The following is a 19713-nucleotide window of genomic DNA, read 5'->3' on the forward strand; positions in this document are numbered from 1 at the left end:
TGTTTAGTTCGGGATCAGGCCATGTGGGTCGATCACGAATTTTTTAGCGGCTCCTTTGTCAAAATCCTGGTAGCCCTGCGGTGCCTTATCCAGGCTGATTACCTCCACATTGACGGCCTTGGCAATCTGGACTTTATCATACAGGATGGCGTTCATCAACTGCCGATGGTATTTCATCACGGGTGTTTGGCCGGTGAAAAACGAGTGCGATTTGGCCCAGCCCAACCCAATCCGGATGCTCAGGCTTCCTTCCTGAGCAGCCTTCTCTTTGGCTCCCGGATCGCCGGTTACGTATAGGCCTGGAATGCCGATGGATCCTCCTGCGCGGGTAATAGTCATAGCCGCATTGAGCACGTTGGCGGGTTGCTCTACGTCGGCTCCAGCACCGTGACCTTTCGCTTCAAAACCCACACAGTCAACCGCCGAATCGACTTCGGGAACGCCAACGATCTGAGCAATCTGGTCGGCCAGCGGAGTTTCGTTGCGCAGGTCGATGGTTTCACAGCCAAAGCTTCTGGCCTGTTCCAGCCGCTCAGGAATCATGTCGCCCACGATCACGACGGCAGCACCCAGCAGGTGGCACGATACCGCACAGGCCAACCCCACAGGCCCGGCCCCAGCCACATAGACGATAGACCCCGGACCCACTCCCGCCATAACGGCGCCGTGGTAACCCGTCGGAAAAATGTCGGAAAGCAGGGTCAGATCCCGGATTTTAGCCATTGCCTGGTCTTTATCCGGAAACTTGAGCAGGTTGAAGTCGGCGTAGGGTACCATCACATATTCGGCCTGACCGCCAACCCAGCCGCCCATATCGACGTACCCATAGGCGGCACCAGCCCGGCCGGGGTTCACGTTCAGGCAGATCCCCGTCTGACCCGCCTTGCAGTTTCGGCACCGGCCGCAGGCAATATTGAACGGTACCGACACCAGATCTCCTTCCTTGATAAACTCCACGTCGCGTCCGGCTTCAATCACCAGTCCTGTTATTTCGTGGCCCAACACCAACCCGGCCGGAGCCGTTGTGCGGCCCCGTACCATGTGCTGATCGCTGCCGCATATGTTGGTCGAAACAATTTGCAGAATAACCCCGTGTTCACATTTACGGTCACCAAGGGCCAGCTTTGGGTATTCGATTTGTTGTACCTCAACCACTCCGGGGCTGATGTAGGCAACACCATGATTTTGACACATAGTTGTAGGGATTTAGATAAGTTCGGGCTAACTGATGGCGTCTACACCAGCCTGCGCCACGGTGTGGTCGTTTTCAACGCTGCTACCCGATACGCCCACAGCCCCAATGATCTCGCCCGCGCTGTTTTTAATGGGCAGACCACCGGGGAACGTAATGAGGCCTCCGTTAGCATGTTCGATGTTAAAGAGCGGACCGCCGGGCTGTGAAAGCTTGCCCAGTTCACCGGTCGGCATGTCGAAGAAGCGGGCCGTACGGGCTTTCTTCTGCGAAATATCAGCCGAGCCGAGCCAGGCACCGTCCATGCGCACAAACGCCACCAGGTTGGCCCCGGCGTCAACAACAGCAATATTCATTAACGTGTTGATTTCTAAAGCTTTGGCCTTGGCCGCTTTGATAGCCACTTCTGCCTGATCTAACGTGATACCCATGATTTCGACTGATGAACGTGATAAGATAAATTGACCGGAGTTTAAATCCTGGTCAAAACTATGGGCATTGCCCTGGGGCGTGGTTACACTATAATGCCAATCAGTGCTACTATTATCCAGTTCTAGCGAGTGGACCATAACATAAACGATGGGAACCCTGTTAAACCAGCAGCCATACCTTCTGCGCCATGCCTGGGAAATTCGCTCTGGAATCCATCAATCTGTCAGATACCCACGCACGCACATCACTGGTCGAAAACCGCCGGGTGTTTACGTTAAACCAGTGCGAACTAAATATTTTCGAAACCTACAAACCGTGTTCCGGAGTAGTACTGTCTTACGACGGACTGGTCATTACCAGCATGTTACGAGGCCGTAAGGTGATGTATTTATCGCAGAATCCTGGTTTCAGTTTTCTGCCCGGCGAAACGGTCATCCTGCCCGAAGGGGTATCAATGAAGGTTGATTTTCCTGAAGCCGATGCCAGACACCCTGTTCAGTGTGCCACCATTGCCCTAGACTGGCAGGTAGTAGGGCAGACGCTGGCGTTCCTCAACGAACAGTATCCCCGGCAAGACGATAGCGGCGAATGGAAACTGAACTTCAGTCAGTATCACTTCTATAATAATCGGGAACTGGCCAACGTACTGAACCGCCTCATCAACATCAGTATGGAAGATAACATGGCCAAAGACGCTCTGGCCGACCTTACCCTCAAGTCTTTACTGATCCGGGTTATTCAGACGCAGAATATGGCGGTCATGGCCGATGGCTTACCCACTAACAACAGGTTTGCGGCGGTGATCAGCTACATCCACGAACACTTAACCGAAAAGATTGGGATCGACATATTGTGCCAGAAAGCCTGCATGAGTAAGTCTAGCTTTTTTCGATCATTTAAAGATGTGTTCGGGCTGTCGCCGGTCGAGTTCATTATTCGGGAGCGCATTAGTTTGGCCCGTAGGTTATTAGCTAACCCAAACATGACAGTGGGGGAGGTAAGCGACATGGTTGGCTTCCACAATGCCCACTATTTTTCGCGGTTATTTAAGTTGCTGGAAGGCACAACGCCTAAAACATACCGGCAACAAACAGCGGAGTCATTATAGCAACGTATCTCCTGGATTGTCTCGGTTTCGTTATTATCACCCAAAATACGGCTGGTCGATGTAGCCCAGGTAGGTAGTGGGCAGCATGGCGGCGTGGTATTCCTGAATGGCCGAGGCTACGCTGGGGTACAGGGCCAGTTCTTCCAGTTCGGTAATGGGTTTCCAGACAATGGCGGCGGCAGTAGTGTGTTCGGCATTGAGTATTGGCTCGCCACCGAAGATTTCGCCCACAAAAACGCAGTGGAGCACGTCCTCAAGTTGGTTGGGGCGGGTTACCACCCCGCAGAAGAGCATCTGGAAGACCTGAATCTCAACACCCAATTCCTCCATCAGTTCGCGTTCCAGGGTAGCTTCGAGGTCTTCGCCGGGGTCGGGGTTGCCGCCGGGCAGGGCAAAGAGGGTGGTGGTGCCATAGTGATACTGCATGAGTAGCACTTCGTTATTTCGGCTCAACACCACGGCGGGACGGACTTTCATGCAAAACAGGTTGTATGCCAGGGCTATTGGTCAGCCCCATTTCTATTCGGATATACCAGTAAGCTACGAAAAAAAAGGCTTTTTAACAAAACAAACTCCCTTTTTCCATGCGACAGCTACTGGTTATGCTCCTGGCCTGTTCTCTCACCTATACAGCCCTGGCACAAGACGCTATCCTGGTTTTCTCCAGAACAAAAGGCTACCGTCATGCCTCTATCGGGGCGGGCAAACGGGCCATAATGGCCATGGGAGCCGCTAACAAATTCCGGGTCGACACTACCGAAGATGCTGCCCAGTTTAGTCTGGCTAACTTGAAAAAGTACAAGACGGTGGTGTTCCTGAGCACTACCGGCAACGTGCTCGACAGCCTGCAACAGCTTGCCTTTGAGCAGTATATCAAGCAGGGGGGTAGCTATGTAGGCATCCATGCCGCCGCCGATACCGAATACAGCTGGCCGTGGTATAATCAGCTTTGCGGGGCGTGGTTTCTGAGCCACCCCAAACAGCAGGATGCTGAGATAGCTGTTCTCGACAAAAAACACCCCGCCACTAGCATGTTGCCCGACCGCTGGAAACGCTTCGACGAGTGGTACAGCTACAAGAATATCGTACCTGAAATGCACGTTCTGGCCAACCTCGACGAGAAAACGTATGAAGGCGGCAAGAACGGCGACAACCACCCCATCGCGTGGTATCGCACCTTCGACGGGGGCCGGTCGTTCTACACGGGCATGGGCCACACCGACGAATCCTACGAAGAACCCCTGTTCGTCGCTCACCTGCTGGGCGGTATTCAGTGGGCAATGGGGAAGAAGAAGTAGTCGTAAATCAGCAAGTCGTAAGTGGCTTGGCGCCAGGGTTTTAGCACGTCAAGCCACTTACGACTTATAACTATTTTCTTAAAACCGCTTCAACACCTTCTCTGCTACAGTCTTACCGATTGATAATGAAGATGTTGCGGCGGGAGAGGGGGCGTTGCAGACGTTGACGGCGCGGTCGGTTTCGATGATTGAGAAGTCGTCTAGCAGGCCACCGGTGCGGTCGCAGGCTTGCGCGCGAACACCCGCGCCACCTTCGATAAGGTCGGCCTCCTGCACCTCAGGAATCAGTTCCTGCAAGGCTTTGGTAAACGCCGATTTCGAGAACGACCGGTACATTTCGCCCAGGCCCATTTGCCAGTATTTGGCAGCTACTTTCTGGAACCCTGGCCACGCTAACGTTTCAAACAACTCTCTCACATTCACGTCCGACTTTTTATAGCCTTCGCGCCCAAACGCCAGCACGGCGTTGGGGCCGGCCTCTACGCCGCCGTGGATCATGCGGGTGAAATGCACCCCCAAAAACGGAAAATTCGGGTCGGGCACGGGGTAAATCAGGTTCTTGACGAGGTAATGTTTTTCGGGTTTGATTTTGAAATACTCACCCCGGAACGGCACAATCTGCAAGCCAATAGGCTCACGCTGCGTGAGTTGCGCGATTTTGTCGGAATACAGCCCGGCGCAATTCACCACGAGTTTGGTTTCGTAACGGGCCTTGTTCGTGACTACCACACTCATTGAGTTACCGGGCGTAAGCTGCTCTACCTTTTCGTTATAATGAATTTCGCCGCCTAAACGCTCAAACACGCGGACATAGGCCTGACACACCTCTGTGTAGTCGATGATGCCGGTCTGTGGCACGAAGATGCCCGCCACGCCATTCACGTGCGGCTCAATCTCGCGCAAGGCGGGCAGGTTTAGGCGGCGCAGGCCAGCCAATCCGTTCTGCTGCCCGCGCTCATAAAGGGTGTCGAGTTGACTCGCTTCCTCAGGCTTGGTAGCCACCACAATCTTGCCGCAGAGGTCGTAGGGCACGTTTTCGTGGTCGCAGAAGTCCAGCAGCATCCGGTAACCCTCAATGCAATTGGTAGCTTTCAAACTCCCCGGTTTGTAATACAGCCCAGAGTGAATCACCCCCGAATTGTGGCCCGTCTGATGCGCCGCCACGCGGTTTTCCTTTTCCAGCACCACCACCGACAACGCCGGTTGTTGCTGCTTGATTTGCAGGGCCGTGGCTAACCCCACAATCCCCCCGCCAATAATGGTTACGTCGGTCATAGTTTGGAGTGATGGGTGGTGAGTGGTAAGTGGTGAGTTTGCTTACGCTAGAGCAAACACGCTGGCGTAAGCAAACTCATCACTTACCACTCACCACCCATCACTTATAAAAAGAAATCTTCCCCATGCTCACGCTCGGTACTCCCTGGCGGTTTCCGAAGTTGATGTCGCCGGTGCCCGCGATGGCTTCGTTGGCCAAAACGGCGAAGAGGACGGCCTCTTTGGCGTCGCCAGCAATGCCGAGGGCATCGGTTTTTGCAAAGGTACAACCCGGAAGCAAGGCTTCGATAGTACCCGTCAGCACAGGGTTGTGCGCACCGCCGCCACTCATGTACACGTGCGGGTGAGCGATGCCCCCCTGCGTAAGTATCTGTGTGATAGACTGGGCAATGGTTTCGGCGCTGAAGCGGGCAAGCGTGGCCATCAGGTCATTGGGGGCAATGGTCTCAGTATGGCTGTGCTGCTGGGCATTTTGTACATACTCTCTGCTAAATACCTCAGGACCAGTGGTTTTCGGAAACGGCTGCACGAAAAATGGGTGGTCTTTCAGGGCATCGAGCAACGCTCCGTTAACCTCTCCCGCTGCGGCCATCTGCCCGTCTTCGTCGTAGGGCTTGTCCGTAAATTGCCGGGCGTAGGCATCCAGCAAGGTGTTGCCGGGGCCGGTGTCGGTGGTAAACACCACGCTGGCATCGAGCGAACCGGGCAGGTAGGTAAAGTTGGCAATGCCGCCCATGTTGAGCAGAATCCGGTCTTCGCCCGCCTGTGAGAACATAAAATAATCGCCGTAGACGGCCAACGGGGCACCCTCACCGCCGTGGGCGATGTGCCGCTGCCGGAAATCGCTGAGGGTGATGATGCCCGCTTCGGCCGCCACGTGGTCGCCGTCGCCAATTTGCAGTGTAGCGTTGAGGTAGCCCGGTCGACGGTGTTGCTGTTGCGGCGCGTGGTAGACCGTTTGCCCATGACTAGCCACCAGATCGACCTCGGCGGGGTCCACGCCCCAGCCCTTCAGGCACTGCGCCACCCACCGCCCATGCTGCCGCCCAATCTGCTCGTTCAGCAATGTAAGGTGCTCGAAATCAATCTGCTTTTTGGCAAAAACAGCCCGGATGCTGTCTTTAAAAGGCTCACCATACGGCACCGTTTCAAACTGTTCCAGCACTACCCGCGTCTGCCCGCCACTACCCGAAATACGGCATAGCGCCACGTCGAGGCCATCGAGGGAGGTGCCCGACATCAGCCCCACAATGCGGCGTTCGGGTTTTTGGGCAATGGCGTAAAGGCGTTGTAGCTGGGGGTTCATGAGAGGGAATGTAAAATGAAGAATCGGTCGGGGACGCCCAGTCCGCCGATGCGGTAGAATGGCGGTTCCGTTTAGCAGTTGGACACGGTCTGTTGGCTCAATAATTTCGACCTAATGTGCTGATAATCATAATTAGTCTCGTTAGACGATCACGTCGCGACAGCCATTGTTCATTGTGCATTGTTCATTGTACATTCTTCACTTTACATTTTTCATTCCCCTCCCTCCCATGACCCCTCAATCAACCAACACCCTGCTGGAGACTACAACGCAGGCGCTGAGAAACGGCGAACACACCAGCGAATCGGGGCAGGCCCTGGTCGACGACTGGCTCAATGAACTAAGCCACTATGATGGCCTGGAAGCCGTACGGGCGGCGCTCAGCAACCTCCAAAAGACGTTGCTTAACGTTGATAATCAGACTGGTCCCGACCCCGTACAGGTGCGGGTCTTGCTGACAGAGTTGGCCGAATATACGGCCTATTTTGCCCGACAGGAAACCACGCCAAACCCTCAGCCTTTACAACAACTGGCCGACACCTTGCAAAGCCTACTGGCCAGCACCGACGAAGTGGGCCATTCGTAGGATGCTGGACGTTAGACATTGGATGCTGGACGCTGGATAGTCTACTATGCCAGCATCCAACGTTCTATATCTATTTTCCACAAACAATACAGATTTAGTCAGGTTTTAGTCCTACGTCCGTTTTGGGCATTGGGCTTAAGTTCCGGGTTTGCCGCCGGGTCATTCAACTCAACTAACGTTTCTTTCAAACATGGCCACTAAAAAAGCCGAAGCGCTGATTACCTCGACTATCGAGGCCCTCGACAATGGAGTAGACACGGTGAAACCCAAAGACGGTGCCACCCTCATTAAAGACTGGATTGCCGTAGTGAAAAAAGACGAAACCGCCAGTGGTATCGCCGACGAGCTACAAGAACTGCATGACCAATTGGGCGAGAAAGCACCCGACGTCAAAAAAATTGCCCAACTGGTGAAAAAGCTGGGCGACGAAACCGCCAAAGCGGCCAAAAAAGCGGACGACGATGATCTCCAGGATTCGCTTAAAGACCTGGCCGAATCGCTGAAGGAGTTTGCTAAAGAACTGAAATAAATCGCGTTTGTCCGTTTGTTGGTTTGTCTGTTTTTGTCAGTTGATCGGAGCATAAAACAGACCAACCAACAAACAGACAAACTCCAAAGCTATGACCTCACAAGACCCCAAAACCACCGCGCTTATTGAACAGACCGTTTCGGCGTTTGATAGCGGGATTCAGAATACGGCACCCAAAGACGGGTTGTCGCTTATTGATCAGTGGATTGAGTTTCTGGACCAAAACGGCACCGACGAGACCGATGAAATCGCTGACGTGCTCGAAGACCTGAAATCGGAACTCGACCCCAACAGCAACGAAGGCGGCTCACCTGAACCGTCGGTGATTCAGGCCTACCTCGAAGACCTGATCGACATTACGCAGAGCGTGATGGATTCGCCAGAAGCCAGCGCCCAGCAAACCGAACTCCAGCGCCTTATCTCGACCCTGGAGAGTCTTAATCAACAAGTGTCTAACTAGAGTCATTAGTAATTAATCATTAGTCATTGGTAGCTGCCCGGAAGCCTTGTACGAATGACTAATGATTAATTACTAATGACTTTCTTCCCCTATGGCCCAACCCTCACAATTTGCATCGGAACTTCTCAGCGAGACTGTGCAAACGTTCAACGGCGACGTTACCGCCATTTCGCCGACAGACGGCGTGGCCCTGATCGAAAACTGGATCAGTGCCCTCCACTCTGGCGACGAAACAACCAACCCCATTGCTCATACCCTCAGCGAACTGCGGATGCAGCTACAGAGTGGTCAGCCCAATGCGGGTCAGCTTCAAACTACGATTCAGGAACTGGCCGACCAGACAAAAGCAGCTTCGCAGGGCGTAGAAGGCCCCGAACAAGATTCGCTGGCTCAACTGGCTTCGGCGTTACAAACGTTTGGCCAGCAACTGGCGGGTGGCGGTAACAACCAAAGCAACCAGTCGCGCCAAAGTGATATGGATGATCCTACCGGCAGCACAGGCGGCATTGGTTCAACTACTACCAACGGTGCCTATGGTTCTGATAGCTCCGACATGAGCGGTGCGCCGTTTACGGGGTCATCATCGGTTGGTGGCGATGCTTACAACGCCGCAGGTACCACTCAAACTGGCGGCGGTATGTACGGCTCAGGTGCTGAAAACGGTAACACAAACTAAAAACAACATGGCAAATCAACATTCACAAACAGGCGGTTCGTCGGCATCAACGCTGATCGACGCTACTATTGAAGCCTTTGACCAGGGTCAGGCGGCATCACCACAAGAGGGCCTTTCGCTCATTACCGACTGGTTTTCGTCTTTGAAAAGCGACCACGAGGCAAGCAAAATGATACAGCCATTGCAGGAGTTGCAGAGCGAGTTGCAAAGCGGTTCGCCCAGCAACCAAAAACTGCACGACCTCCTGCTGAACCTGGCCGACCAGACCGAAACCTTGGGCCAACATGCCGCTGGAGACCTGCCTTCGCGCCTTGGCACGCTAGGTACAGCCCTCCGCAACTTCGCCGGACAACTGTCTACGACGGTATAAAACAGTCTTCAGTTTACAGTTGGGGGTCCCGCGTCCGGGCTACGCCAACTGTAAACTGAAGACTCCTTATTGTTATGGGAACAAATACACAGGAGCAGGAAATGCTCGACCAGACGCTGGGTGCGTTTCGGGGAGATTTGAGTGTGTTGCCAAAGCCAGAAGCAGGCAAGACGCTGATTGATGGCTGGCTGGAAGTCCTACCTGGAAATGTGGGCGTAGAAGGCCTGGAGGCCAACTTGACCAAACTCCGCGACTTGCTGAGTGGCAATCAGCCCGATCCGGCGCAGCTAAAGCAACTCTTACACAACTTGGCCACCGACGCAGCCACTCATGCCGAAGCCCCCACGTCGGAAGGCCCCTGGACGGGCAAGCTGGAGAGCCTGTCTGTTGTGCTAAAAAACATAGCGGAGACGCTCTAACAATTGTATGGAATCACACGAAGAAGCCTCTGATCTACTTGATCAGACCATGGACACGCTGAAACCCGGCGTGATGGACATGACACCACAAAACGGCAAGGGTGTGCTGGATCAGTGGATTAATACCCTGGGTGATGCCGAGAACACCCGTGAGCTAACCAACCTGCTGCAACAACTAAAAACGCAGTTGGAAGCTGGTGACCCCAACCCCGGCGAGATGCAACAGATCTTGACCGACCTCTCGACCAACACGCACGAGATGAGTGTGAGTGTCGGTCCTGAAGGCGACATGGCCACCCGCCTCGAAGCCCTGGCATCCACCCTGCAAGCCACCGCGGGACAGCTAAAATAGTGGTTTTATAGTGGTAAGTGCGGACCGGCTTACCGTTCACCACTTACCACTACTCTTCCTCCTAGTTGCATCACCCGGTTTGGCGTGCCTTCGCGGTGGCAGGCGGCGGTGAAGTCGGCTGGGTTAGCGGTGTTGAAGGCAAACAGGTCGTAGTGATGCGGAATCACCAGTCTAGCCCCGATGCAGCGGCCCAGTAGGGCGGCTTCGTCGGGGTTTAAGTTGCCAGCCACGCGCCGTTCGGGTTTGTTGCCGTTGATGGGCAGAAACGCCAGATCGACCCCAAAGGGTGCCAGCGTATCTACAATGCCGTCATACCAGAGCGTATCGCCCGAGTGGTAGACTTTGTAAGGGCCTAACTCGGCTACAAAGCCCATATATAAATTCTCACCTTTGTCATTGACTGCCAGTTCATTATGTGCTGCTGGTACACCATGCAGCGTAACACCAGCTATGGTCACGGACTGCCCCGCCGTGAGGCCAATGGGCCAGTTTACAGCACACTTCAGGCGATCGGATACAAAGGCGCGGTTGGCTTCAGGAATAACAAACTGAGCACCCGGCGAGGCCGCAAAAAGGGGAAGCAGCGTATCGGCATCGAGGTGGTCGGTATGGTTGTGACTTGACGTAACCACGTCGATCATGGTGAGCCGGGCGGGGTCAATCACCCGTTCTGACATACGGGTATGGGGCTTGTCGGTCTGGGCGTACTTGACTGATAATGAATCTGATAGATACGGGTCGAAGAGCAAATGTATACCATTGTATTGCAGTAAAAAGCCGCTCTGCCCCAGCCACCATACATGTAAGTTGCCGGGTTCGTTTTTGGCTAATTCAATATCGGCCAGCAGTTCGTTGTCCTGTTGTAAGGGCTTGATCATGTTGTTCGTATCTGGATTATCAACCCTTTGCCAGCGTTTTCAAAGCCGACACGAGTACGTCTAATTCGGTAGTCGAGGTATATAGGTTGGGAGTGATCCTGACGCCTTTTACGGTAACACCATCAATGGCCACAGTCCAGATCTTGAACCGGTCCAGTAGCGTTTTGGCCAGCGCTGCCGGGGTCATGCCCGCCACGCCCACGTTGGCAATGGCACACGCCCGCGCCGATTCTGCCGGGGTGTTAAGGTGGATACCGGGCAGGTTGCGCACTTGTTTGGTCCAATATTCCTGCAAATACCGCAGCCGGGCCTCTTTACGCTTGATCCCGATTTTCTCGTGGAAATCAATCGCGTCGGCGATGGTCAGGTCGGTATGCACGGGGTGCGTACCGGTGTGGTTGAGCTTCCTTATGTCGTCATCGGCGAAGCTGGAATCGGCAAAAAGAGGCCACAGGGAAGCAATTTTAGCCTTTTTCACATACAGCAGCCCCGCGCCAATGGGCACACTCAACCACTTGTGCAGGCTGGTGGCGTAATAATCGCAGCCCAGATCGGGAATGGCAAAGTCGAGTTGGGCAAAAGCGTGGGCACCGTCTACAAGCACATCTACCCCATGCCGGTGGGCCATGTCGGCAATTTTTCGCACTGGCAAAATCTGGCCTGTGATGTTCACCATATGGCACACCATCAGCAGCCGCGTTCGGGGCGTAATGGCCTGCTCGTAGAGGTCAACGATGGCCTCGTCGGAGGTAGGGTGCAGGGGGATCGACAGCACCTTGTTCACAATTCCATAGCGCCGTGCCTGTAGCTGAAACATATCGAGCATGGCGCCGTAATCGTGGGTGGCCATGATGGCTTCGTCGCCTGTTTTCCAGGTCATGCCTGCCACCACGGTGTCAATAGACTCGGTTGTATTTCTGGTGATTATCAGTTCGTTAGGCGGGCAGCCAGCCAGCCTGGCCAGGCGGTCGCGGAGGGCGGCTTTGTCGTCGTACTGCCGGGTACGGAGGTAATATGATCCCTCCAGGTTCATGTCGCGCACGTGCTGCACAAAGGCGTTGAGCACCGGTTCCGGCTGAATGCAGTAGTAGCCGTTTTCAAGGTTAATGTAGTCGGGCTTGATTCGGTAGGCCTGCCTGATAGTGGCCCAGAAAGCCTCATCGCGGGCGGTTTCGGTGGCCGACGCGTTGCCCAGCCCCGCCAGCAGGGTGTCCATATTCGCCGACAGCAGCGGCGCTCCGGTCATGGTTTTTATAAACGCCCGTTTGGTCATAGGGAAACAACTTTTTTACACAATCTCGACCGTTTCGGTGGAAAAGGCCAGGGGTTTGTCTGAAAAAAGCACTTTCGTGGCCGCCCAGGTAGTCCGAAACAGGGCCGACTGCCGGTAGGCTTCCAGCGCCTCAGCCGATGCCCAAATGCTATGCGTCATGCGAACGTTCGGGTTGTCGAGGTCGCGGCGGAGTTCGAGGTGTAAGCAGCCCGGAAACGCCCGAATCTGCCTTTTCGACCCTTCGAAAATAGCCAGAAAATCGGCCAGCCGGTCTTCCTGAAACGTCATACGAACAAACCGAATAAGCATATTGGAGTTTCGGGTTTAAAGTCTAACGTTTAAAGTTAGGCTCAGATAACGCAAACAAAGACGAGAGCGCGCAACTTTGGACCTTGAACGTTGAACTTGATATGAACTACAGAACCTTTGGCCGGACAGGCTGGCAAGTAAGTGAGATTGGCTACGGCATGTGGGGTCTGGCCGGGTGGACTGGTTCCGACAAAGCCGAGGTGCTTCGCGCCCTGCAACGCTCGGTAGAACTGGGCTGCAACTTTTTCGACACCGCCTGGGGCTATGGTGAAGGCGTGAGCGAACAGATTCTGGGTCAGCTACTCCGCGACAATACCGACAAACGCCTCTACGCCGCTACCAAAATTCCGCCCAAAAACCGGAAATGGCCCTCGAAACCCGACTTTTCGCTCGACGACGTTTTCCCCGCCGACTACATTGTGGAGTACACCGAAAAGAGCCTGCAAAACCTGAACGTCGATACCATCGACCTCATGCAGTTTCACGTGTGGGAAGACGCCTGGGCCAACCGCGACGAGTGGAAACGGGCCATTGAAGACCTGACCAAACAAGGCAAAGTGCGGGCCTGGGGGCTGTCGGTAAACCGCTGGGAGCCAGACAATTGTCTCGATACTATCCGTACGGGGCTGATTGATGGTATTCAGGTGATTTACAACATCTTCGACCAAAATCCCGAAGACAACCTTTTTCCACTCTGCCGCGACATGAACGTGGGCGTCATTGCTCGTGTCCCCTTCGATGAGGGTACGCTGACGGGCACGATGACCAAAGAAACCACCTTCCCCGCCAACGACTGGCGCTCAACGTATTTCGTACCCGAAAACCTGAACAGCAGCGTAGACCACGCCGACGCCCTGAAGCCACTGATTCCTGCAGGCATGACTATGCCCGAAATGGCTCTGCGCTTTATCCTCGCCAACCCCGACGTAGCCACCACGATTCCCGGCATGCGCCAGATCCGCAATGTAGAGGCCAACTGCGCCGCCAGTGACGGCAAACTGCTGGACCCCAGCCTGTTGGATGAGCTAAAAAAACACCGCTGGGACAGAACGCCCACAGAATGGAGTCAGTAGATTTAATGTACAATGCACAGTGCATATTATACATTGTGCATTGTACATTAAAGTTTACTCATATACATATACCAATTCCATTCCCAGTTTTTGCCATCATCTTCGGAAAATGCCTGACTCCAGATTGGGTTATTTTGATCGCGTGCATCCCAGCGAAACAAGACTAAGATAGACTTGCTGTGGACTATATCTTTTGTAAAAAAATAGCCGATCCTATTATTAAAAGAGCCAATAACAGGCGGATCAAGTATTCCGTTGTTCGAGTCTGCCCAATAAATACTCCAGAGTTTTGTTATTGGATTGAATAGCCTAACTGTCATACCCTCAAAGGCTTGACTTTTGACCGTAGCAAGAAAATTATCAATATTACCAAGACCGTTCAGCACCAGGTACATTTCCTGAGTCGATTCAAATTCTTCCCATTCTGTGCATTGACTAAGGCGTGACTTCAGTTTTTTGTTGTGAATATTCCATTTTCCAACAAAGAAATCAAAATCGTGCTTAGACGAAGTAGGCGATGCATTAATTACCAGTTCTCCCTGCGCATTGATGATTACGGCTGGAACATTTACGTCTTTATTCATGGGTGCGGATTGTTTTAATTTCGTTTGTACCCCGTTACGTAGTTTGGTACAGTAATTTCCGGGTTTTGGCTGGGGTCCTGGATAGGGGTTTGGGGCTGGATGGTCAGAGGGACAACCCCCGCCCAGTGGGGTAGGTCGGCGTCTTCGGGGTCGTCGTTGACGTTGCCGGTGCGCACTTTGGCCGAGGCCTCTTCGATGTCGATGGCCAGCACCATGGTCTTCTTCATCTCGCTGTCGTTGGGTTGGCGGGTGTCTTCCCAACGGCCCGGAATGAGGTGTTCCGTAATCTGTTTCAGCACGTCCCAGGCCTCAGCATCGTCGGTGACGAGCCGCGTTTTGCCAAATAGAATTACCGACCGGTAATTGACCGAGTGGTGAAACGCCGACCGTGCCAGCACCAGCCCGTCCATAAGCGTCACGGCCAGGCAGACATCGATTCCCTTGGCCAGTTCGCGCAGGAAATGACTACCCACCGACCCGTGAATGTATACCACGTCGCCAATGCGGCAGTAGGCAATGGGAATCATAAACGGCTGTCCATTAAGGATATAGCTAACGTGGCAGACCAGCCCTTCGTCCAGAATGGGGTAGATCGTGGCGGTGTCGTGGGCGCCGCGCTTGGGCAGGCGGGTGAGCTTGGTGCGTGAGGTGGGCGTCATGGCGTTGGTTTGTTTTACACAAAACTCGACCTTTGCCGGACTACTACAGGCTACCAGTTTAGCAATAGTCAGTAGTCCGGTTATGCTCCCCTATGCTACCCTCATTCCGCTGGACCGTCAGCTCAGTACGCCGCTGTCTACCCAGATTGCCAACGCCCTCATTCGCCGTATCAGGCAGGGTGTGGTGTCGGCCAACGCCAAGCTGCCGGGCAGCCGTGTCCTGGCCGAGATGCTGGGCGTTCACCGCAAAACCGTGCTGGCGGCTTTCGACGAACTCACGGCGCAGGGCTGGCTTACGCAAATTCCGGCCAAAGGCACGTTTGTGAGCAGTCAGCTTCCCGACGTCACGCCATGCCCGCTGACCTCTTCGGCACCCGCAGGCATGGCGCAGCAAACGGGCTTCACCACCCGGAAACGACCTTTTCTGGAAATTCCCGTCCTGAAAACCGTCGCTACACTGAGTTTCGACGATGGTATGCCCGACCTGCGGCTGGCCCCCGTGGCGCAGTTGGGCCGCAACTACCGCAACATCCTGAACCGGGGTTTTCAGCAGCACCTGATGGGCTATGCCGATACCAACGGCACGCTCTTTTTTCGGCAGCAACTAGCCAACTACCTCCGCGATAGCCGGGGCATCCCCGCCACGCCCGACCATATTTTCACGACGCGGGGCAGCATCATGGCCATCTACCTACTCTCAAAACTGCTACTGGAACCCGGCGACGTGGTGCTGGTGGGTGAGTTGAGCTACCAGTCGGCCAATATGGTGTTTGACGAATGCGGAGCCAACCGCCTAAAGATTCCGGTAGACGCGCAGGGGCTGGTGGTGGCCGCCATCGAAGCTATTTGCCAGAAACAGCCCGTGCGGCTGGTCTATGTCACGCCCCACCACCACTACCCTACCACCGTTACGCTCAGTGCTGAACGCCGCATCAAACTGCTACAACTAGCTGAACAGTACGGGTTTGTGGTGCTGGAAGATGATTACGACTACGATTTTCACTACGCAGGCAGCCCCATTCTGCCCCTCGCCAGCGCCGACGCGGCGGGCATGGTGGTCTATGTAGGCTCGTTTACTAAGTCAATCGCCCCGGCGTTTCGGGTGGGGTACATGGTTTGTCCGCCCAATCTGGTGGCGGAAATAGGCTACCTCCGCCGCATCATAGACCGACAGGGCGACACCATTCTGGAGCAGGCCATTGCCGAAATGCTGGCCGAAGGCGAGGTACAGAAACACCTCAAAAAAGCCCAGAAGACCTACCACGCCCGCCGCGACCACTTCTGCGACCTGCTGAAAACCACCCTCGGCGACGCCGTTTCGTTCACCATTCCCGACGGGGGCATGGCCGTCTGGACTGAGTTCGACAAGGCTATTGACCTGCACCAACTCGCCGCCCGCTGCCGTGACCGGGGCCTGATGTTCAACAACGGCCGTTTTTACCAACCCACGGCCCCCACCGTCCACCACACCCGCCTCGGCTTCGCCTCCAAAACACCCGATGAGTTGGAACAGGGGGTGGCTGTTTTAAAAAAATGTACAATGCACAATGTATAATGTACAATGGCTTCGCGCGGGAATATCTGGTCGCGAAGCCATTGTACATTATACATTGTGCATTGTACATTAATTATCCTGCCTTTCAATCTCCCTAATCAGCCGCCTGGCCTCTTTGTCGTCTTTTTCGGGGAAAGTGACGGGGAGCGATTCCAGGATCTCGGCCATGATGGTTGCAATGATGAGCTGCTGGTTGTCTCGGTCGTCGCTGGGAATCACGTACCAGGGCGCGTGGGGGGTGGCTGTGGCGTTGATTGCGGCCTCATAAGCGGTCATATAATCGGGCCAGTGCTCCCGCTCTTTCAGGTCGTCATCGCTTAGCTTCCACTGCTTTTCATCGTCCTCTAGCCTGGCAATCAGTCGTTTACCTTGCTCTTCTTTAGCCACATGCAGGTAAAATTTCACTACCTTGAAGCCGTTGCGGTGCAGGTACAATTCGAAATTGGCGATGTCGGCGTAACGGGCTTTCCAGAGGGCGGGCAGGCCTTTGATGAACTCGTCGGGCAGGTTGCCATCTTCGGTGAGGCGTTCGGGATGCACCTTGATGGCCAGCACCTCTTCATAATACGTCCGGTTAAAGACGCCGATGATACCCCGTTCGGGCAGTTTGTTCCAGAAGCGCCAGAGGTAGTCGTGTGCCAGGTCCTCTTTGGTGGGCTTGGTAAACGACGCCACCCGAAACCGCGATGGGTTCACGCCCTTAAATACATGCCGGATACTGCTGTCTTTGCCCGCCGCGTCCATAGCCTGAAACAGCACCACCAGTCCGTACTTTTCGTGTGCATGCATCTGATTCTGAGCCTGATCCATGCGGCTGCTCAACGCATCGAGTTGCCTGCCCCGATCAGCTTCATCAGCGTAGAACGGTTCGACAAGCGTAGGCGTTTTTTTGGCCGAATAGGGCGTTCTTCCGTCGAAACGGAATTGGGCAGTCTGTAGTTTGTTCATTCGTTGAATACGTCTGCCATACCAGGAACCACCTTGTTACGGCTGCTGGTGCCATGCTATACTCAACTAAACAACCGACGTTAAGACAAGTTTACCTAGCTTGTTAAGCTTCTGTTAACCAATAGGTTAAATCTTAGTTTTCCAGCTTAGGGAGCAACGTTTGCAGCTGCGCAAACCTAACAGGGTCAGGCTTTTGTTCGCTTAGGTCCAGCTTCTTCAGCTCTTCGATCAGGATACGGCCCACAATCAGGCGCATGTTCTTTTTGTCGTCGGCGGGGACCACATACCAGGGGGCGTTTTCGGTGGCTGTTTCGTTAACAGCATCTTCAAAGGCGCTCTGATAATCACCCCAGAAATCGCGTTCGTCAATATCGCCTTCCTGGAATTTCCAGTTTTTCTCAGGGTCTTTGATTCGGTCGATCAGGCGTTTGGCCTGCTCTTTTTTCGAGACGTTCAGGAAGAATTTGATCGTGGGAAAGCCATTGCGCGACAGGTGCTTTTCTATGTCGACGATGGCTTCGTAGCGCTGTTTCCAGACCTTGTCCAAGTCTTTGGTCAGTTCGGCGGGTATGCGCTGCGACTTGGTCAGGATTTCAGGGTGGACTTTCACCACCAGCACTTCCTCATAATACGACCGGTTGAAAATGCCGATGGTGCCGCGTTCGGGCAGGTTCACGTAGGTACGCCAGAGCCAGTCGTGGTCCAGTTCTTCTTCGGTGGGGCGTTTGAACGAATACACGCGCAGACCCATTGGGTTAGTGCCCGTAAACACGCGCTGAATGGTGCTGTCTTTGCCGCCCGCGTCCATAGCCTGGAAAACGGTCAGTAGGCCATAGCGGTTGTGGGCATACATCCGGTTTTGGAGCTTGTCTATTTCGGCGGCCTGTTCGGCCAGTTTCAGGGCGTAATCGTCATCGTCGGTATACCAGTCGTCAATTTTAGTGTCGGCTTTTTTGGCAGAAAATTTCTCGGAACCGTCGTAGCGGAAGGAGTCGGTTTTGAAGGGTTTCATCGGGACGGGGTGGGCCGGAGAGACCAGCCACAGGGTAAACTTATACCAATTGGCGGATGTTAACTAACCAGCGAACAATCCAGCAAAATCATACCGCATGAACACCCAATCAGTAACAGCAGATAGCCCGGCGGGCACCATTTTAGAGAAAGCAACCTTTGGTACCGGCTGTTTCTGGTGTACCGAGGCTATGTTTGAAACCCTCGACGGCGTGCAGTCGGCTGTGTCGGGCTACGAAGGTGGCCATGTGGTAAACCCCTCATACAAAGCTGTCTGCGACGGTACCACAGGCCATGCCGAGTGCGTAGAGGTGACCTACGACCCCCGAAAAATAACCTACGCCGAGTTGCTCCAGGCCTTTTTCCGCAGTCACGACCCCACTACCCTCAACCGGCAGGGTGCCGACGTGGGTACCCAATACCGGTCGGTGATTTTTTACCATACCGACGAGCAAAAACGCCTCGCCGAAACGGCCAAGACTGAGCTGGACAAGTCGGGTGCGTATGACCGGCCCATCGTGACCGAGATTAGCCCCGCCACCACGTTCTACCAGGCTGAAGCCTACCACCAGCATTACTTCACACAGAACCCCGGTCAAGGGTACTGCGCCTTCGTCATTGCCCCCAAGCTCGATAAGTTCAGAAAAGTATTTGCCGAAAAGTTGAAGGCGTAGAGCTATCCGTATTTTATTTCTATCTGCATACAGCAAACATGCGAACTAAATTCCAAAATATGGAATTTAGTTCGCATGTTTGCTGTATGGTCATCATTGCAAAGAGTGCACTAGTCCAGTTTGCGAAAGAACACCCCGATGTGCTTGTAGCTCTGATGGAATGGTATGATGTAGTATTAGCCGCCGACTGGAGTACAATCAATGACGTACGTGCCATTTTTAACTCGGTAGACTACGTAGGAAATGAGCGCTTTGTGTTCAACATAAAAGGTAACAGATACAGGCTCATCGTTTCCATTGTATTCAGTATCCGCACTGTTTATATCAAGTTCGTTGGCACTCACGCCGCTTACGATAAAATCAACGCTAAAACGATAAACTATCACCCATGACTATCTCAACGGAGACTGCTTACAAACAGGCATTTGCTCAATTCGATGAACTTATAGCCCGCATGGGTGATAATGAGGCGTTGCAAAATGAGGCTCGCGCTTTAGCAGAAGCAATTCAGGCCTATGAACAAGCGCATATTCCTTTCCCCAAGCCTACTACGCTTATTGGCATGATTGAGTTGAAGATGTATGAACGCCGATTAAAGCAGAAAGACTTGGCCCAACTCCTAAACGTGGAAACATCGCGTATTTCTGAATTGCTCAACGGCAAGCGCAGGTTGACGCTTGATTTGGCAAAGCAACTACACGAAAAATTGGATATCGACGGTAACTTTATCTTGGAAGCCGCCTGAT

General features: G+C 53.9%; 26 protein-coding genes. 14 read left to right on the plus strand and 12 right to left on the minus strand.

What is annotated here, in order from left to right; translation table 11 throughout:
• Positions 1-3: 3 nt before the first annotated feature.
• Together fdhA and J2I48_RS07845 are read right to left on the minus strand one after the other, a co-directional pair.
• On the minus strand, positions 4-1194 hold the full coding sequence (fdhA, locus tag J2I48_RS07840; RefSeq protein WP_207334868.1) for a formaldehyde dehydrogenase, glutathione-independent: 1191 nt from the start codon (positions 1192-1194) through the stop codon (positions 4-6).
• 27 nt (positions 1195-1221) lie between these two features.
• Positions 1222-1623: a GlcG/HbpS family heme-binding protein gene (locus tag J2I48_RS07845; RefSeq protein WP_207334869.1), complete on the minus strand. Its 402-nt coding sequence runs from the start codon at positions 1621-1623 to the stop codon at positions 1222-1224.
• Between the two features lie 188 nt (positions 1624-1811).
• Here J2I48_RS07845 and J2I48_RS07850 point away from each other — a divergent pair, with 188 nt between their 5' ends.
• On the plus strand, positions 1812-2732 hold the full coding sequence (locus J2I48_RS07850) for an AraC family transcriptional regulator (RefSeq protein ID WP_207334870.1): 921 nt from the start codon (positions 1812-1814) through the stop codon (positions 2730-2732).
• Between the two features lie 36 nt (positions 2733-2768).
• On the opposite strand, the gene J2I48_RS07855 is transcribed toward J2I48_RS07850, so the two are convergent.
• Positions 2769-3209, minus strand: coding sequence for an NUDIX hydrolase (locus J2I48_RS07855; RefSeq protein WP_207334871.1), 441 nt, complete (start codon positions 3207-3209; stop codon positions 2769-2771).
• 107 nt (positions 3210-3316) lie between these two features.
• On the opposite strand from J2I48_RS07855, the gene J2I48_RS07860 reads away from it, so the two are divergent.
• On the plus strand, positions 3317-4030 hold the full coding sequence (locus J2I48_RS07860) for a ThuA domain-containing protein (protein ID WP_207334872.1): 714 nt from the start codon (positions 3317-3319) through the stop codon (positions 4028-4030).
• Positions 4031-4108: 78 nt separating this feature from the next.
• On the opposite strand, the gene lhgD is transcribed toward J2I48_RS07860, so the two are convergent.
• Positions 4109-5305, minus strand: coding sequence for an L-2-hydroxyglutarate dehydrogenase (gene lhgD, locus J2I48_RS07865; RefSeq protein ID WP_207334873.1), 1197 nt, complete (start codon positions 5303-5305; stop codon positions 4109-4111).
• A gap of 100 nt (positions 5306-5405) precedes the next feature.
• The gene (locus J2I48_RS07870) at positions 5406-6611 is read right to left on the minus strand and encodes an anhydro-N-acetylmuramic acid kinase (RefSeq protein WP_207334874.1); all 1206 of its coding nucleotides are present in this window, start codon (positions 6609-6611) and stop codon (positions 5406-5408) included.
• A 229-nt stretch (positions 6612-6840) separates the two neighbouring features.
• Here J2I48_RS07870 and J2I48_RS07875 point away from each other — a divergent pair, with 229 nt between their 5' ends.
• The 7 genes from J2I48_RS07875 to J2I48_RS07905 all read left to right on the plus strand — a co-directional run bounded on the left by J2I48_RS07875 (position 6841) and on the right by J2I48_RS07905 (position 10003).
• Positions 6841-7197: a hypothetical protein gene (locus J2I48_RS07875; protein WP_207334875.1), complete on the plus strand. Its 357-nt coding sequence runs from the start codon at positions 6841-6843 to the stop codon at positions 7195-7197.
• A 190-nt stretch (positions 7198-7387) separates the two neighbouring features.
• Complete coding sequence (locus J2I48_RS07880) at positions 7388-7726, plus strand: hypothetical protein (protein ID WP_207334876.1); 339 nt, start codon at positions 7388-7390, stop codon at positions 7724-7726.
• A 91-nt stretch (positions 7727-7817) separates the two neighbouring features.
• Positions 7818-8186: a hypothetical protein gene (locus J2I48_RS07885; protein ID WP_207334877.1), complete on the plus strand. Its 369-nt coding sequence runs from the start codon at positions 7818-7820 to the stop codon at positions 8184-8186.
• A 91-nt stretch (positions 8187-8277) separates the two neighbouring features.
• Positions 8278-8862 (plus strand): hypothetical protein, encoded by a 585-nt coding sequence (locus J2I48_RS07890; RefSeq protein ID WP_207334878.1) that lies wholly within the window; start codon positions 8278-8280, stop codon positions 8860-8862.
• A gap of 7 nt (positions 8863-8869) precedes the next feature.
• Positions 8870-9232, plus strand: coding sequence for a hypothetical protein (locus tag J2I48_RS07895; RefSeq protein WP_207334879.1), 363 nt, complete (start codon positions 8870-8872; stop codon positions 9230-9232).
• Between the two features lie 74 nt (positions 9233-9306).
• Positions 9307-9651, plus strand: coding sequence for a hypothetical protein (locus J2I48_RS07900; RefSeq protein ID WP_207334880.1), 345 nt, complete (start codon positions 9307-9309; stop codon positions 9649-9651).
• A gap of 7 nt (positions 9652-9658) precedes the next feature.
• Entirely contained in the window at positions 9659-10003 is a 345-nt protein-coding gene (locus J2I48_RS07905; RefSeq protein ID WP_207334881.1) for a hypothetical protein, read from the plus strand.
• Positions 10004-10032: 29 nt separating this feature from the next.
• On the opposite strand, the gene J2I48_RS07910 is transcribed toward J2I48_RS07905, so the two are convergent.
• The 3 genes from J2I48_RS07910 to J2I48_RS07920 are packed head-to-tail and all read right to left on the minus strand — an operon-like array spanning position 10033 to position 12463.
• Positions 10033-10881, minus strand: a complete 849-nt coding sequence (locus tag J2I48_RS07910; protein ID WP_207334882.1) for an MBL fold metallo-hydrolase — start codon at positions 10879-10881, stop codon at positions 10033-10035.
• Positions 10882-10900: 19 nt separating this feature from the next.
• Positions 10901-12154, minus strand: a complete 1254-nt coding sequence (locus J2I48_RS07915) for an aminotransferase class V-fold PLP-dependent enzyme (protein ID WP_207334883.1) — start codon at positions 12152-12154, stop codon at positions 10901-10903.
• A 15-nt stretch (positions 12155-12169) separates the two neighbouring features.
• Complete coding sequence (locus J2I48_RS07920) at positions 12170-12463, minus strand: putative quinol monooxygenase (protein ID WP_207334884.1); 294 nt, start codon at positions 12461-12463, stop codon at positions 12170-12172.
• A 101-nt stretch (positions 12464-12564) separates the two neighbouring features.
• On the opposite strand from J2I48_RS07920, the gene J2I48_RS07925 reads away from it, so the two are divergent.
• The gene (locus J2I48_RS07925) at positions 12565-13536 is read left to right on the plus strand and encodes an aldo/keto reductase (RefSeq protein ID WP_207334885.1); all 972 of its coding nucleotides are present in this window, start codon (positions 12565-12567) and stop codon (positions 13534-13536) included.
• Positions 13537-13583: 47 nt separating this feature from the next.
• Here J2I48_RS07925 and J2I48_RS07930 read toward each other — a convergent pair whose 3' ends face one another.
• Positions 13584-14120: a hypothetical protein gene (locus J2I48_RS07930; RefSeq protein WP_207334886.1), complete on the minus strand. Its 537-nt coding sequence runs from the start codon at positions 14118-14120 to the stop codon at positions 13584-13586.
• A 14-nt stretch (positions 14121-14134) separates the two neighbouring features.
• Positions 14135-14779, minus strand: a complete 645-nt coding sequence (locus J2I48_RS07935; protein ID WP_207334887.1) for a pyridoxamine 5'-phosphate oxidase family protein — start codon at positions 14777-14779, stop codon at positions 14135-14137.
• A gap of 82 nt (positions 14780-14861) precedes the next feature.
• On the opposite strand from J2I48_RS07935, the gene pdxR reads away from it, so the two are divergent.
• Positions 14862-16334: a MocR-like pyridoxine biosynthesis transcription factor PdxR gene (gene pdxR, locus J2I48_RS07940; RefSeq protein ID WP_207334888.1), complete on the plus strand. Its 1473-nt coding sequence runs from the start codon at positions 14862-14864 to the stop codon at positions 16332-16334.
• A gap of 69 nt (positions 16335-16403) precedes the next feature.
• Here the strand turns inward: pdxR and J2I48_RS07945 are convergent, their stop codons facing one another.
• On the minus strand, positions 16404-17282 hold the full coding sequence (locus tag J2I48_RS07945) for a PPK2 family polyphosphate kinase (protein ID WP_207334889.1): 879 nt from the start codon (positions 17280-17282) through the stop codon (positions 16404-16406).
• Positions 17283-17415: 133 nt separating this feature from the next.
• Positions 17416-18294 (minus strand): PPK2 family polyphosphate kinase, encoded by an 879-nt coding sequence (locus J2I48_RS07950; protein WP_207334890.1) that lies wholly within the window; start codon positions 18292-18294, stop codon positions 17416-17418.
• A 97-nt stretch (positions 18295-18391) separates the two neighbouring features.
• On the opposite strand from J2I48_RS07950, the gene msrA reads away from it, so the two are divergent.
• The 3 genes from msrA (at position 18392) to J2I48_RS07965 (ending at position 19712) form a co-directional block, all read left to right on the plus strand.
• Positions 18392-18967 (plus strand): peptide-methionine (S)-S-oxide reductase MsrA, encoded by a 576-nt coding sequence (gene msrA / locus J2I48_RS07955; RefSeq protein ID WP_207334891.1) that lies wholly within the window; start codon positions 18392-18394, stop codon positions 18965-18967.
• Positions 18968-19053: 86 nt separating this feature from the next.
• Positions 19054-19359, plus strand: a complete 306-nt coding sequence (locus J2I48_RS07960) for a type II toxin-antitoxin system HigB family toxin (protein ID WP_207334892.1) — start codon at positions 19054-19056, stop codon at positions 19357-19359.
• Positions 19356-19712 carry a helix-turn-helix domain-containing protein gene (locus J2I48_RS07965; RefSeq protein ID WP_207334893.1) on the plus strand — a complete coding sequence of 119 codons (357 nt, stop codon included), beginning with the start codon at positions 19356-19358 and terminating at the stop codon, positions 19710-19712. Before J2I48_RS07960 ends, J2I48_RS07965 begins: the two co-directional genes overlap by 4 nt.
• Position 19713: the final 1 nt, after the last annotated feature.

This window comes from Fibrella aquatilis (assembly GCF_017353255.1).
Taxonomy (GTDB): Bacteria; Bacteroidota; Bacteroidia; order Cytophagales; family Spirosomataceae; genus Fibrella; species Fibrella aquatilis.